Annotated in this window: 11 protein-coding genes; 4 read left to right on the top strand and 7 right to left on the bottom strand. The window is 68.4% G+C overall.

The features are described from left to right. Nucleotides 1-492: 492 nt before the first annotated feature. The 4 genes from ODE13_RS11135 (at nucleotide 493) to ODE13_RS11150 (ending at nucleotide 7,125) form a co-directional block, all read left to right on the top strand. Nucleotides 493-858 carry a metallopeptidase family protein gene (locus ODE13_RS11135; protein WP_322479341.1) on the top strand — a complete coding sequence of 122 codons (366 nt, stop codon included), beginning with the start codon at nucleotides 493-495 and terminating at the stop codon, nucleotides 856-858. Nucleotides 859-1,385: 527 nt separating this feature from the next. Then, nucleotides 1,386-4,139, top strand: coding sequence for a C40 family peptidase (locus ODE13_RS11140; protein WP_322479342.1), 2,754 nt, complete (start codon nucleotides 1,386-1,388; stop codon nucleotides 4,137-4,139). 297 nt (nucleotides 4,140-4,436) lie between these two features. Further along, nucleotides 4,437-5,870 (top strand): NupC/NupG family nucleoside CNT transporter, encoded by a 1,434-nt coding sequence (locus ODE13_RS11145; RefSeq protein ID WP_322479343.1) that lies wholly within the window; start codon nucleotides 4,437-4,439, stop codon nucleotides 5,868-5,870. Nucleotides 5,871-6,054: 184 nt separating this feature from the next. Then, nucleotides 6,055-7,125: a universal stress protein gene (locus ODE13_RS11150; RefSeq protein WP_322479344.1), complete on the top strand. Its 1,071-nt coding sequence runs from the start codon at nucleotides 6,055-6,057 to the stop codon at nucleotides 7,123-7,125. A gap of 61 nt (nucleotides 7,126-7,186) precedes the next feature. Here ODE13_RS11150 and ODE13_RS11155 read toward each other — a convergent pair whose 3' ends face one another. From ODE13_RS11155 to ODE13_RS11185, 7 genes are all read right to left on the bottom strand, one after another. Continuing rightward, nucleotides 7,187-7,924 carry a metallophosphoesterase family protein gene (locus tag ODE13_RS11155; protein WP_322479345.1) on the bottom strand — a complete coding sequence of 246 codons (738 nt, stop codon included), beginning with the start codon at nucleotides 7,922-7,924 and terminating at the stop codon, nucleotides 7,187-7,189. 128 nt (nucleotides 7,925-8,052) lie between these two features. Beyond that, entirely contained in the window at nucleotides 8,053-8,385 is a 333-nt protein-coding gene (locus ODE13_RS11160; protein WP_322479346.1) for a thiamine-binding protein, read from the bottom strand. Continuing rightward, nucleotides 8,382-9,500 (bottom strand): glycerophosphodiester phosphodiesterase, encoded by a 1,119-nt coding sequence (locus ODE13_RS11165; RefSeq protein WP_322479347.1) that lies wholly within the window; start codon nucleotides 9,498-9,500, stop codon nucleotides 8,382-8,384. The genes ODE13_RS11160 and ODE13_RS11165 overlap by 4 nt, the downstream gene beginning before the upstream one ends. A gap of 104 nt (nucleotides 9,501-9,604) precedes the next feature. Continuing rightward, nucleotides 9,605-10,714 (bottom strand): hypothetical protein, encoded by a 1,110-nt coding sequence (locus tag ODE13_RS11170; protein ID WP_322479348.1) that lies wholly within the window; start codon nucleotides 10,712-10,714, stop codon nucleotides 9,605-9,607. 114 nt (nucleotides 10,715-10,828) lie between these two features. Then, nucleotides 10,829-12,169 carry an endonuclease/exonuclease/phosphatase family protein gene (locus tag ODE13_RS11175; RefSeq protein WP_322479349.1) on the bottom strand — a complete coding sequence of 447 codons (1,341 nt, stop codon included), beginning with the start codon at nucleotides 12,167-12,169 and terminating at the stop codon, nucleotides 10,829-10,831. A gap of 275 nt (nucleotides 12,170-12,444) precedes the next feature. After that, nucleotides 12,445-12,549: a methionine/alanine import family NSS transporter small subunit gene (locus tag ODE13_RS11180; RefSeq protein WP_179541650.1), complete on the bottom strand. Its 105-nt coding sequence runs from the start codon at nucleotides 12,547-12,549 to the stop codon at nucleotides 12,445-12,447. Continuing rightward, nucleotides 12,549-14,198 carry a sodium-dependent transporter gene (locus ODE13_RS11185; RefSeq protein WP_322479350.1) on the bottom strand — a complete coding sequence of 550 codons (1,650 nt, stop codon included), beginning with the start codon at nucleotides 14,196-14,198 and terminating at the stop codon, nucleotides 12,549-12,551. Before ODE13_RS11185 ends, ODE13_RS11180 begins: the two co-directional genes overlap by 1 nt. Between the last annotated feature and the right edge of the window lie 239 nt (nucleotides 14,199-14,437).

The raw sequence follows: 14,437 nt of genomic DNA on the forward strand, positions 1-14,437 counted from the left end.
GACGGAACCGCCGGAAAGCGATGACATTGCCCGCCATCGGCAGATAACGAAAGATCAGCAGAAACACCAGAGGCAGGACCAGCAAGCTATAAAGCCGCCAATCCTTCTTCAACGCATACCGCCAGGTGTGCGTGGCGCGGGTCCCGGTGCGGCCGCCTGGCGCTGATGGAGCGGAGCGTTTCGGAGGCGGCGCTGCTCCCGACCCGCGGGTGGAGGCGGACGTGTCCCCCTCGGTCTGACCTATGACTGTCACTGCGCCTCTCCCCCGTCGATTCCCGACCTCTGGGCCGGTGCGGTGCGAGCGTCCCGGCGTCGTCGTGCTGTGCACGGGTCGCGACCTGTGATTTTGTCCTGCGATCTCACGTAAAGGTAAGCCACGTCACATATGGCCTGTCAAGACCCTGCGCACACTTTTTGTGATCGATCACAACTTCCCGACTCTCGAGCCCTGTCCTCGACGCGGGCGACGGCGACGCGCCTAGACTGGTGGCCATGCCGGTGCAGATGAGCGACGAGGATTTCGACGAGGCCGCCAGCCGCGCGCTGGACATGATCCCGGAGGCCCTGCGGAGCCAGCTGGACAATGTCACCGTGTTCGTGGAGGACGCCTACCAGCCCCAGCCGGGCGAGCACCCGGACACCGTGCTGCTCGGCCTCTACGAAGGCATTCCGCTCACCGAGCGCGGTGCTGAACCCTGGGCGATGCCGGACCGCATCACTCTCTACAAGGAGCCGATCCTGCAGATGTGCGCCTCCCGCGAGGAGGTCGTCCAGCAGGTCACCATCACGGTCATCCATGAGGTAGCCCATTTCTTCGGCATCGACGACGAGACCCTGCACCGGCTCGGATGGGGCTGAGCCGAGACGTCGCACCTCCCGATGAAGGCTGTTAGCACAGCGCCGAGAAGAAGTCACGGAGGCTGAACCTTCAACCTACTTGAAGGTTGGACGAAGCCATTTTGTGACCCTGCATCCCCGGAATGACGGGGATCCACGCCTCACAGTTTCATCACAGGAACGACACGACCTGTTGCCAAGGTGACGAAACCGCAACTATCGTGAGGCCTGTAGCGCCACATGGCCGTCATGCGATTCCCATCTCTGACGGTCGTCGGCCCCACTCAGACCATGACGGCGGTGACACGCCCGAACGGACCGGGAGCCCCTGACAGGGCGAACGGATGAGGTGGAGCCGAGGACCGCCGGTGACGCCGCTGAAGCCCATGGGCACTGACTCGGCACCCCATCGCGGGAGCTCTGCGGATCGTCGCGGTTCGCCCAGCTCCTCGGTCGAGTCAGCCGCCCGGAAGGCAGAGGTGTCCGCAGACGGCGGCCGGCCCCAGCGCGTGGTGCTGCGCCCAGTGAGGAACAAGTGAGGAACTACCGTGAAGAACCGCCGCAATCTCGGCGTGGCAGCAGTGACCGCCGCCGTCGTGACGACTGCGCTCGTCGGGACCACGCTTCCCGACCTGTTGGCTGACCGCGCCGCCAGCTCCGTGCAGAACCAGAATGCTGAGGGATCCGCAGCCTCCGTCGTCGTGACTGAGCTTCCGGACGTCCCCTCGGCCAAGGAGATCTCCAGCGCCAAGGAGTCCTCCCAGGCCACCGATCAGATGATCGGGGAGATCAACGACCGACTCTCCCAGGCCAACCAGCGCGCCCTCGAGCTCGAGGCCGCGATGCAGCTTGAGCACCAGAACGCCCTGGACGCCCAGCAGGAGGCCGCCGAGGCCGCCGAAGCGGCAGAGGCTGCCCGTGAGGCGGCCGAGACGGCCGACTCCGGTGCCGCCGAGCAGCACCGGGCCGGCGAGACCACCGCTGAGGACGTGCTCCTCGCCGAGGACGACAACGCCCTCGCCGATGCCGCCACCGAGCAGCAGCTCGAGGAGCAGGCCGAATCCGACGCCGCCGAGGCCGACCAGGAGGCCGCCGAGTCCATCGCGCTGGCCGACCAGGCGGCCCAGCAGTCGACCGCCGCCGCGGAGGCCCTGGAGACCGCCGAGCGGTCCACCGAGGACACCGGCGGCGAGGTCGGCGAGGTCGGCGAACGCGCCCTCGAGCTCATCGAGGAGCTCGCGGACCTCAAGGGTGTGGGGGTGTCGATCCTGCGTGGGCAGATCGAGGCCAACTCTGACTTCCACGACGCCGACGGCAACGTGGATCCGCAGCAGATCGCCTACCGCATCGACCAGCTGCGCGAGATGATGTCGGCCGACTCTGAGGAGCCCGCCGACGACGAGACCGCCGAGGACTCGTCGGACGATGGAGAAGGGGAAGCTTCATCGTCCGACGAGTCCGAGGCCACTGACGCGGCCAGCACGGACGGGCCCGCGCAGAGTCTGGACCAGTACCTCGAGGGCACCCGTGATCTCGTGGAGCGCCTCGCCGAGCTCGAGGACACCGACGTCGAGTCGCTGTTCGCGAAGCTCATCGAGGACGAAGCCTTCCTGGACGAGGACGGCCTGCTCAAGCACTCCGCCCTCATGGCCCGTGTCTACGAGCTGGAGCCGGAGGAGGAGCCCGAGGAGGACGAGGCGCCCGCTGAGGATGAGGGGGACGACGAGTCCACCCCGGCGGAGTCCGAGGACGACGCTGAGGACGAGGCCCCCGCGGCTGACATCCACAGCCTCGAGGACTACCTGCCGGGCACCCAGAGCCTGGTGGAGCGCCTCGCCGAGCTCGAGGACACCGACGTCGAGTCGATCTTCGCCCAGCTCATCGAGGACCCCGAGTTCACCGACTCCGACAACCTGCTCGACCACGCCGCCGTCCAGGCCCGCGTCTACGAGCTCGAGCCTGAGCCCGAGCCGGAGCCCGAGGAGGAGGCGGACGAGGAGCCCACCGAGGAGCCTGCCGAGGCCGAGGAGCCGGCACAGTCGGCCCACAGCCTGGACGACTACCTCCCCGGTACCCGCACCGTGGTGGAGGAGCTCGCCGAACTGGAGGGCGAGTCCACCGAGTCCACGTTCGAGAAGCTCATCGCGGACTCTGACTTCACCGACTCCGACGGCCTGCTGGACCACAGCGCCATCCGTGCACGGATCAGCGAGCTGACTCCCGAGCCGGAGCCTGAACCGGAGCCTGAGCCTTCGCAGAGCAGCAGCTCCTCCAGCTCGAGCTCCTCCGGCTCGAACTCCTCGCAGCCTGCGGGCCCGAGCCTGGACCAGTACCTGCCGGGCACCCGGTCTCTGGTCGAGGAGCTCGCGGAGCTTGAGGACAAGACCGCCACGGCGATGTTCAAGAAGCTCATCGAGGATTCCGACTTCACCGACTCCTCGGGTCTGCTGGACCACAGCGCCATCCGCGCCCGGATCAGCGAGCTGACCCCTGAGCCGGAGCCTGAGCCGGAGCCTGAGCCCTCTCAGAGCAGCGGGTCCTCGGGCAGCGGTTCATCCGGCAGCAGTTCGTCCGGCAGCGGGTCCTCCAGCTCGAGCTCCTCGCAGCCGACGGGCCCCAGCCTGGATCAGTACCTGCCGGGCACCCGCGCCCTGGTCGAGAAGCTGGCCGACCTGCGTGGCGACGGCGTGCAGGAGACCTTCCGCTCGGCCCTGAACGACTCCTCGCTGGTGGGCGGCAACGGCGTCCTGGACCACGCCGCCCTGCAGCGCGAGGTCAACCGTCTCACTCCGGCTCCTGAGCCCGAGCCGGAGCCGGAGCCCTCACAGAGCAACGGGTCCTCCGGCAGCGGCTCGTCCGGCAGCGGCTCCTCCGATTCCGGGTCCTCGAGCTCCGGCTCCGGCTCCCAGTCGGTAGCCGCCGGCAGCTCCTCGGCGGCGCAGATCGCCGTGGACTTCGCGGTCGGCAAGGTCAACGAGTCGGGGACCCACTACGTACTGGGCGCCACGGGCCCGAAGGCCTGGGACTGCTCCTCGCTGATGCAGGCCGCCTTCGCCCAGGCCGGGGTCTCCCTGCCGCGCACCGCCGACCAGCAGTTCCAGGGCGGGCAATCGGTCTCGCTGGACAACCTGCAGCCCGGTGACATCGTCTTCTGGGTCAACGGCGGCCGCGCCACCCACAACGCGATCTACATCGGCAACGGACAGGTGGCCCACGCGCGCAACCCGCAGGCCGGGTTGAGCATCACCTCGGTCTACTACGCCTTCCAGGACCCGCACCCGGTGGCGAAGCGCTACTGGTGATCGCGCCCCGGCGTCTCACCGAGTGACGACGGCGGGCCCGGTCGGATTCCTCTCCGACCGGGCCCGCCGTCGTCGTGCTTTCCTGACTCCCTGGCCCGCTGATCTATCCCGATATCACGCGCTGACCTGGGAGGATCACCCGAGGAAGCGGGTGATCCCGGAGGTGTGTGGCGTACAGCTCACGCATTGGGCATACTTGCCCTGATATTCGGGAACTCCCCCACTGATCCTGCGTCCCGCGGACACCCCGACGGCTCAGCGCAGGTCATCACTTCGCATCTGAGAGGAAGGGCTCTCGTGATCAACATTCTCTGGGGCATCATGGGCATGACCGTGGTCCTGGCCCTCGCCATCCTGTTCTCCGTGGACAGGCGCAAGATCAAGATTCGCACTGTCGCGATCGCCCTGGCCATCCAGGTGTTCTTCGCCGTCTTCGTGCTCTACCTCCCCTGGGGACAGACCGCCCTCGGGTGGGTCACCCAGGTCGTCCAGAGCGTCATCAACGTCTCCGACGAGGGCATCAGCTTCCTCTTCGGCGGCCTGGTGGAGGGCGACGCCGTCCCCTTCGCTCTCTCCGTCCTGCCGGTCATCATCTTCTTCGCCTCACTGACCGCGGTGCTCTACCATCTCAAGGTCCTGCAGTTCGTGGTCCGCGTGATCGGCGGGGCGCTGCAGAAGCTCCTGGGAACTTCCCGCGCAGAATCCATGAACGCCGCCGCGAACATCTTCGTCGGCCAGACGGAGGCCCCGCTGGTCATCCGCCCCTACATCGCCGGCATGACTAAGTCTGAGCTCTTCGCCGTCATGGTCGGCGGCCTCTCCACGGTCGCCGGGTCAGTGCTGGTGGGCTACGCCGGCATGGGCGCGAATCTCGAGTATCTGATCGCCGCCAGCTTCATGGCGGCCCCCGGCGCGCTGCTGATGGCCAAGATCATCATCCCGGCCGGCTCCTTCGACGAGATCGACGCCGCCAAGGCCGAACGTCAGGCCGGCGACGAGGCCGCGCTGGGCGGCGGCCGCTACACCAAGGACCACCGGACCGCCGAGGCCGGCACCACCAGCACCGCCACCGCCACACTCACCGAAGAGCGCCGTGCCGACGACGGCGCCACCACCGGTGCCGACGACGGCGCGGCTCCCGCAGACCAGGGCTCCGAGCTCCGCCCCGGACAGTCGGTGGCCGAGGCGGCCGCCGCCGTCGAGGAGGAGGAGCGCCCTCGCAACGTCATCGACGCCGCCGCCCGCGGCGCCGGCGACGGCCTGCGGCTGGCGGCGAACGTCGGAGCCATGCTGCTGGCTTTCATCGCGCTGATCGCGCTGATCAACCTGGGCATCGGGCAGATCGGCGGGCTGTTCGGCGCCCCGGACCTGACGTTCGAGCAGATCATGGGCTACGTGTTCGCCCCGCTGATGTGGGCCGTGGGCGTGCCGTGGGAGGAGGCCGTGGCCGCGGGCTCGTTCCTGGGCCAGAAGCTCGTGCTCAACGAGTTCGTCGCCTTCGCCGACTTCGCCCCGCAGGCCGAGGGCTTCTCGGTGAAGTCCCAGGCGGTCATCACTTTCGCGCTGACCGGCTTCGCCAACTTCAGCTCGATGGCCATCCTGCTCGGCGGACTGGGCGGCATCGCGAAGAACCGCCGCTCCGACATCGCCCAGCTGGGTCTGCGCGCCGTGCTCGCCGGCACGCTGGCCAACCTCATGAGCGCCTCCATCGTGGGCATGCTGCTCTTCTGAGCCGCCCACACGGCCGGCGCGGAGCGGGCCCTCTCTCGAGGGACGCGCCGTCCCGATGACGAACGCCCCAGCCCACCGCCTGATCGGCCGGTGAGCTGGGGTGTTCCATCTCTCGTACCCTGCGATACGTTGGCTGTACCATGGGTTCACCCCACGCGGCACCCGACGTGGCTTGGAGGCCAGGATGAACGTTTCACCAGCTCAGAACCCCGGACCGGGCGCCTCAGGCCAGCGGCCCGGCGGCTCACGTCCGCACGGAGTCGTCGTCGGCGTCGACGGCTCGGAACAGTCCCTGCGCGCGGCGCACTGGGCCGCTGCGGAGGCCAACCGACGGAAGCTGCCGCTGACGGTGGTCACCGCCTATTCCCTGCCTGCCTTCGCCGCCTCCTCCATGGACGGCGGCTATGCGTTGATGGACGAGTCGGCGCTGCGCCAGGGGTCGGAGAAAGTCATCGATCAGGCCAAGGAGTTCCTGCGCGACTACCCCGGGGAGGTCGGCTACGCCATCGAGTCCGGCGACCCCGCCGGGGTGCTGCTGGACTACTCGCAACACGCCGAGGTGCTGGTGGTCGGGAGCCGAGGACGCGGAGGATTCCTCGGCCGACTGCTCGGATCGGTGTCCGCGGCCCTGCCCGCACACGCCAAATGCCCCACTGTGGTGGTGCCGTTGAAGTTCTCCTCCCAGGAGTCCAACGCCGTCACCACGGCCACCGGAGCCATCCCGATCATCACCCCGGGCACGACGGCGGAGACCTCCTCCTCGGGGGCCCGCAGCGAAGACCGCCGCTCCGTGGTTGCCGGCGTCGACGGCTCCGACTACGGCCGCGTGGCGGCCCTGGTGGCTGCCCGGGAAGCCAGCGAGCGGGGCGTCTCGCTGCGGATCGTCTGTGCGCTGCCCCCGCTGGGCGCCACCCTGGTGTGGATCCCCACTCATGTCGAGGACGGCCAGGCCGTGGAGGAGCTGAAGGAGAAGCTCGAGGCCGGGCGCCGCTGGCTGCACAGCCACTACCCCGACCTGCAGATCGACGCCGAGGTCATCGATGGCACCGCGGTGGACGTGCTCGTGGAGGAGACCCGCCATGCGCAGCTCACGGTGCTGGGCACCCGTGGCCGTGGCGGCTTCGCCGGGATGCTGCTCGGCTCCACCTCCCAGGGAGTGCTGCACCACGCCGAAGGGCCGCTGATGGTGGTCCCGGAGAAGAAGGACCGGCGTCTGGCGGACCGGCCGGAGTTCGGCCCCATCCTCGGCGAGTAGTGGGGACGCTGGGCTCCGTGTTCAGCCGCGCACGGGGGCAGGAGCCCCGGGTCTCGAGGAGTCAGACTCGTCCGGTACGGAGGGCACGGGCGACATCCTCGCGGTCATGCGACTCCGCGATCAGGGCGGCGGACTCCCAGTCATAGGCGACCGAGCGGAACTCGACCTCCCACCGCCCACTCGCGTCATCCAGGACTGCGTAACGCGCGTGAGGCGTCCCGGCCTCCATCACGTGCGGATGCGGTTCGTCGCCCGCATAAGCCGGCCACCCCACGCTCCCGGGGTTGACGATCACAGGGCCCTCCGCCAGGCGCAGGGATCGAGGGATGTGGGTGTGTCCGCACAGCACCAGAGACCACTGCGTATGAGCACCGAGCCGCGCCCGCACCTCATCGTCGGTGGCCGGACGCACACCGGTTCTTTCCACGGTCTCCAACAGGTAGGTGAGGTCGTCGTCGGGCGACCCGTGGCATGCGAGCACACCGTCGGTCACGACCAGTGTCGAGGGCAGACTCGCCAGCCAGTCGCGCTGTGACGCGGTGACGTCCAGCATGGCAAACCGGTCTGAGGCACCCATCTCTTCCGGTCTCAGGGTGAGCAGCTGGCGTTCGTGGTTGCCGGCTATCGTCTTCATCCCTGCGTCCATCAGCCGATCTGCTGTCAACCGGGGTGCCACTCCTCCCGAGAGCAGGTCCCCCAGGTTCACATATTGATTCACGGACTGCTCGGCTGCATCGGCAAGGACCGCGTCCAAGGCCAGCAGGTTTCCATGGACGTCCGAGATCACGGCAAGGCGCATCCACCCATGATAGACATGGCGCCGCTCAGGAGACCCGGACTCTGTCCGCTCCGGAAGCACGGCTCCTGCTCAGGCTGACGCGCACGGAATCGCGCACGGAATGTGGTTCACCGGGACCCGTGGGTCGTCTACTCCCCCGAGGCGTCGAGCGCGGACTCGAGACGGGCGACCTTGCCGTCGAGCTCGCCGCTGTGTCCGGGACGGATGTCGGCCTTGATGACCAGTGAGATGCGGCTGCCGAAGGGCGCCACCGCCTCGGTGGCGCGCTTGACGACCGCGAAGACCTCATCCCACTCGCCCTCGATCTCGGTGAACATCGAGCTGGTGCGATTCGGCAGGCCTGACTCGCGGACCACTCGGACTGCAGCGGCCACCGCATCATGGACGGAGCCGTCTTCGGTCTCGCCCGCGTGGCCGGGCTGCGGCGTGCCGGAGGGTGCCACGGAGAATGCAACGATCATGACACCAGACTAGGGACGTACCCCGCCTCCTGGCCAGGGGCGCTCACCGCGGCGATGACACGCGCGGGGAAGTTCGTGGTCATCTCCTGGACCCCCAGCGCCAGCAGCAGCTCGACGTCGTCGAGTTCGTCCACCGTCCATACGCGCAGCCCCAGGCCGCGGGCCAGCCAGGCCTTCACGTCGGCACGACGCTCGCGGACATAGTGCATCCCCGGGCCGGCCAGGCCGACCTGGGAGTTCCACACCAGGGCTTCAGCGTCCCGGGCCGCTCCGCGCATGACGGCGGAGACCACCGGCCTCACGGCGAAGGAGAGCTTCAGATGCTGCAGTCGGCGGGTCACCTGCTGGGCGGTGACCAGGTCGAACAGGGCGCAGAGCTTCTCGGCCGGCACCATGTCGGCCAGATGCTGCAGGGAGCCCGGGTAGAAGCTCATGAACGAGACGTCCACCTGCGGGACGCGGCCGGCATGCCCCTCGGGGTTCCCCGGAGGCGTCGCGCGGCCAGGCATCAGCGAGGTCTCGGGATCCCAGCCGGAGCGCAGCAGGGCCTGCAGGACCTTCTCCTCCAGCTGGTGCCCATAGGGTGAGGGGTGCTTGAGCTCAACGGCGAGCCCGACGTCCCGCCCGGCGTCGGCCAGCAGCTCCAGCAGCTCCTGGAAGGTCATCAGCTGCTCGGCGGGCCGGCCGTACTCACCGGGCAGCCTGGGGGTCTTCCAGGAGTGCACGTCGAGCCGGCGCATCTGCGCCAGGGTGAGGTCGGCGACGGCACCGTGGCCGTCAGTGGTGCGACCCACCAGAGGGTCATGGAAGCAGATGACCTCGCCGTCCCGGGTGAGATGCACGTCGATCTCTAGCCCGTCGGCGCCCTCGTCCAGGGCACGCATATAGGCCGCCCGCGTGTGCTCCGGGAACAGCCCTGAGGAACCTCGATGGGCATAGACCTTCGCCCGGCGCGGCAGCCGCGCGCCAGACATCAGATCCAGATCCGCGGGCAAATGGTGGAGCGCGGGGTCCGGGATGCGCCCCACCGGCTGAGCCCGCGCCAGCCGAGGGGCCGGCCCCTGGGCTCCGGAGCACTCGAGGGACGGGTTCTCGTCAGTGTTCTCACCACGCACGATGTCAGGCTAGTCCGGGCAGGACAACAGGAGGCGACCCCCGGTCGACGCCCCTGGGGCTGGTCGGGTGAACAGCTGGCGAAGCCTGCTTGCGCCGGAGGTGCTCACCCAGACTCCTCGGCCTGGGCCTTCTGCAGAGTCGTCTCGGCGCGTTCGATGCGTCGGCGGGCGCGCTCCAGCCTCAGCTCGCGACGGCGCTCGGAACGATCTCCTCGACGCTCCTTCTGGACCGTCCGGCGCTCGGCGCGCAGGCTCTTCTTCTTCCTCCGGCGCTCTCTGCGGTCGGCGCGGTGCTTCTCCCGCTCCAATGCGTGGCGCATGTCCTCCACCAGCGACTGCGGGGTCTCCTCCGGCAGCTCGCCGAAGGTGCGGTGCGCGGTACGGATGATCTGCCTGGCCAGCATCTGGTTCGCCGCCCCACCCACCACGGCGCCGATGCCGAAGGGGATCGCGCGGGCCACCATCGTGGTGCCCTGCCGCAGGAAGAATCGCCTCACAAACTGCCGCTTGATCTGGTTCACGACCAGTCCGCCCATGCTGGAGGAACTGGCCAGCGTCCGCATCGGCACCAGTGTGGAGACGGGCCCGAGACCGCGACCGCCCACCTGGTCGGAGAGCTCGCCGAGCAGCTGGCGCCCCTCCTCCCCCAGCATGATGCCCATGACCAGCAGCTGGGCGCGCTGTGGATCCTCGGTGGAGACCCCGGAGAGCTCCGCCACCGACTGCGCGTAGAGTGCGCAGGTCTCCAAGAACCCGCCTGTCGCGGCTGCGGAGAGGCCCAAGGAGGCCACGGTGCCCACCGTGGGGATCGCCGCGGTCGCGCCGATGGCGGCCCCGGTGCCGGTCATCACCCGGGAAAACTCCTTGTCCAGCTGATGAGCCAGCTGGCGGTTGGTCAGTGTGGGGTGGTTCTTGCGAAGATGACGGAGATTCGCCATCACCAGGGGCCGCTGCACGGTGACGGCACGGGTCAGGAAGCTCTCCGCGCCCGGAGTGAGGCGACCGTCGTCGTCGAAGGTCTGCTTGGAGGCCAGGGAGAGCGCCTGCTGGCCGAAGAACGCGGCCGCGGCGCCGCGCATCACAGAGGTGCGGCGGCTTCGATGCTGTGCCGGGGCGCGGCCAGGCCGCGAGCTGCGGGCGGATGCGGGCGCGCTGGGGGACGGCTGCGGGCGGTCGACCTCGCCGCCGCGGGGAATCAGGGAATCAGGGATCATGCTGCAGCTCCGGGGGTTCGGCAGCTCCAGACCGCCGGGGGTCCGACGGCGCAGGAGCGGGAAAGACGTCCTGTCAGGGAGACTAACGCATGGACCCGGATGAACGTGAGGCGTTCAGGAGACGCCCAGGTCCACCCACACCAGGCGATCCCGCAACGAAGCCCCGGCCTGCGGGTCCACCAGGTCGAAGCCGAACTCGCCCTCACCGGGCCAGAAGACCCCGCTGTCAGTCACCTCAGCCTCGGCGTCGGGAAGCACCAGGGAGACCCGACGGTCCTCCTCGCCCTCCACGGCGCGGGTGGCGTGCGGGTCGGTGCCGTCCTCGCTGCCGGGGCGCGCGCTCAGTTCCCTCTCGGTGACGGCCTCCGGAAGGGGATCCTGAACGGCAGGAGAGCCCAGCAGCGGGAGCTCGCGGTCCTCGCCCCGCTCCGCATCCTGCGCGGTGGGGTCGCCCTCCCCGGGGACGGAGCCGGGCTCGCCGGCGATCACGAAGGAGGAGCCGGGGTTCAGGCCGCCGGACTCTCCCGCATCATCTTGGATGTACCAGGAGTCCGCCGGATCGGCGGAGACGTAGTCAGCGATCATGCGTCGTTCATCGAGGGCCCGCTCGGCGTCGAAGCCCCGCGCGTTCTCTTCGGGGGCCTGCCCGTTGGCGATGACGTGCAGCGTCTCACCCTCCTCGCCGATCTCCACGGGGACGTCCCACAAGGAGGTCGAGGCCAGGCGGAGGACTGATTTGTCGAGGTCGCTGTAGTCGGCGTCCGGGAGGGAGTTGTCCGGGATGTCGCTCCAGAGGAGGTCCTGGAAGGTACGCACCTCGTCCTCGACGATCGGGTGCGCGGAGAAGATCACGATGCCGTGCTGGCCGGGAAACTCCCCGTAGCCGAGGGCGTCGCCGGGACCGCCGATGCGGCCGTCCCCGTCCAGGTCAGTGCCCGAGTCGATGCCGGAGTTGGTCGGCGCGGTGTAGACGTAGGGGAAGTCCAGGCCGGCCGGTGCCAGGTATCGGGCGTTGAGCGTCTCAGCGATCATGCCGTCGGCATCATGTGTGACGCCGGTGAGGACCATGACATCAGGAGCGTTCAGATGCGCGGTGCGGGCCACGACGCGCGCCGCCGAGTTCATCCCGCCCCGCAGTGCCTCCAGGACGGACTCCGGGGAGCCTCCGGTCAGCCCGGCGTTCAGGGTGGCCACGCGCAGATCGCCGTCAGCCTTCTCCACGGTGGTGTCGCCGCCGTCGTCATCAGCCTCTTCGGGCTCCGGGGCGGAGATCGGCTGGCCCGGTGCCGGGTAGGACGGCATCGTCGGCGTAGGGGGATCCTCCTCGTCCGGCGCGTGCGTCGCCTGTGCTGGAACGGCTCCTCCGAGGAGGAATCCCCCGGTCAAACCGACGGTGACGCCGAGTGACAGGGTGTGCCGGATCCCGGGCACACACGAGCGTGGTCCTGTGGGCATGCTGAACACCGTAGTCGCAGGGAATGCGCGATCCAACCCGGATCAGGTCAAATGTTGAACAGTTACTGAGGTGTGACCCTGGAGGAGTGTATCGATTCACTTCTGTGACCTCAGCGTGATGTGAATGCATTCTGCCGTGGACGTGACCTGCATCACTCCAGGTCGGAGGCCGCAGGACGCCGAAAGCCCGCCCCGGCGTGCCACACGCTGGGACGGGCCTTTTCGGCGCCCCGGATCACGAGGCCTCATAGGGCGGGCTGTACCCGCCGCTCAGCTCACTCGGGGTCCGGGTTCTTGGACAGGTGCACGATCGCCGCCACCAGACCACCCCAGACGGTGATCAGCGCGACGAGCATCATCAGGATCGCTGCGGTGTCCATCACCGACCATCTCCTTCCACGTCGGACGACGCGGCGGCCGGGCCCGTGCGGCGTACGCCACCGGAGCCCACCAGCTCGTCGTAGTTGTCCTCATCGATGTCCGGGTCCTCCATGCTCATCGCCGAACGGCTGCTCCACGGAGCCAGCGTCAGCACCACCGAGAGCACGATCACCAGCGCCAGGGAACCCCAACCGAAGGTGGCGACCACCCAAGTGTCGAAGCCGCCGTAGCCCTCGGCGACCTTGTCACTGATGTCCATGTAGAGGAGCACGCCCAGGACGACCGGCATCACGATGCCGATCAGCGTCTTCCAGACCGGGCCCACCTTGAAGGAGCCGTAGGCGTTCAGGCCGGCGGCCAGCACGTCCAGCCGCCTGAACACCCAAGCCACGAGCAGCACTGCGACGAAGGCGCCGCCGACGATGCCGATGTTGTTGGAGAAGGCGTCCACCGTGTCCAGGATGGTCACACCCGAGACTCCGCCGACCAGCACGATCGAGACGATCGCGCTGGAGCCGCCGACGACGGCGACGGTCAGCCCCCGCGACCAGCCGGTCTTGTCCTTCACCGAGGAGATCACGACCTCCAGAATCGAGATCTGCGAGGTGAAGCCGGCGATGGTCAGCGAGCCGAAGAACAGCACGCCCACCAGGGCGGAGGCCGGAGCCTCGGAGATGATCGTCGGGAAGGCCACGAAGGCGAGGCCCAGGCCCGAGGAGACGACCTCGTCCACGGCGGTATTGGCCGCCATCGCCAGGAAGCCCAGCGCGGCGAAGACGCCGATCGCTGCCAGCATCTCGAACGAGGAGTTCGCGAAGCCGACGACCAGGCCGGATCCCGTGGAGTTCGACCGGCGCTTCAGATAGGAGGCATAGGTGACCATGATGCCGAAGCCGACCGAGAGGCTGAAGAAGATCTGCCCGTAGGCCTGGATCCACACCGTGGCGTCGGTCAGCGCGCCCCAGTCCGGAGTGAACAGTGCGTTCAGACCGTCTGCGGCGCCCTCGAGGGTCAGCGAATAGCCCACCAGGATCGCGAACATCACGAACAGCACCGGCATCCCGATCAGCGAGACGGTCGCGATCCCGCGCCGCACCCCGATGGCCAGGCAGACGAGCAGCAGCACCCAGACGGCGATCAGCGGCCACCCCACCTGGGCCACGAAATCCACAGACAGGCCCGCACCCTCGGCCCCGCCGCCGTCGTACTCGAGGTACTCGGCGAAGAAGAAACCCTCGGCGTCATCACCCCAGGCCTGGGAGAGCGAGAACCATGTGTAGCTGGCCGCCCAGGCGATGATCGCCGCGTAGTAGATGGAGATCAGGAAGCAGATCCCCACCTGGAACCAGCCGATGACCTCGGCACCCGGGTGCAGGCGCTTGAAGGCCATGGGCGGAGAGCCACGGAACTTGTGGCCCACGGCGTAGTCGAAGAGCAGGATCGGAATGCCCGCGGTCAGCAGGGCGATGAGGTAGGGGATCAGGAAGGCGCCGCCGCCGTTCTCATACGTGATGTACGGAAAGCGCCAGATGTTGCCCAGCCCGACTGCCGAGCCGATGGCGGTGAGGATGAAGGCCTTGCGGCCCGCAAAGGATTCTCGGACCCTCACGCCGCCGGCCGCACTCGCGGAGCCGACAGAGGTGCTCATGGTCTCTCTCCTGACGGAAGAAGAAGAAATGATTGGATAATCCCTAATATTGACAGAAGTTCTGTGCCATAGTCACCAGTCAGGGCCGCGTGGCTTGCCCTGGGCCGACGAGTTAAGGCCTAATGGAGGATGGAAGTCAGTTATTCGAGAATGAGCTGCGTCATGACTCCGACGGCGTCGACGTCTCTGCGACACGCTCCCCGGCCCGAATCGACACGGAAGGGCCCGGCGGCACGCAG

This window comes from Nesterenkonia sp. HG001, assembly GCF_034438835.1.
In the GTDB taxonomy this organism is placed as follows: Bacteria; Actinomycetota; Actinomycetes; order Actinomycetales; family Micrococcaceae; genus Nesterenkonia; species Nesterenkonia xinjiangensis.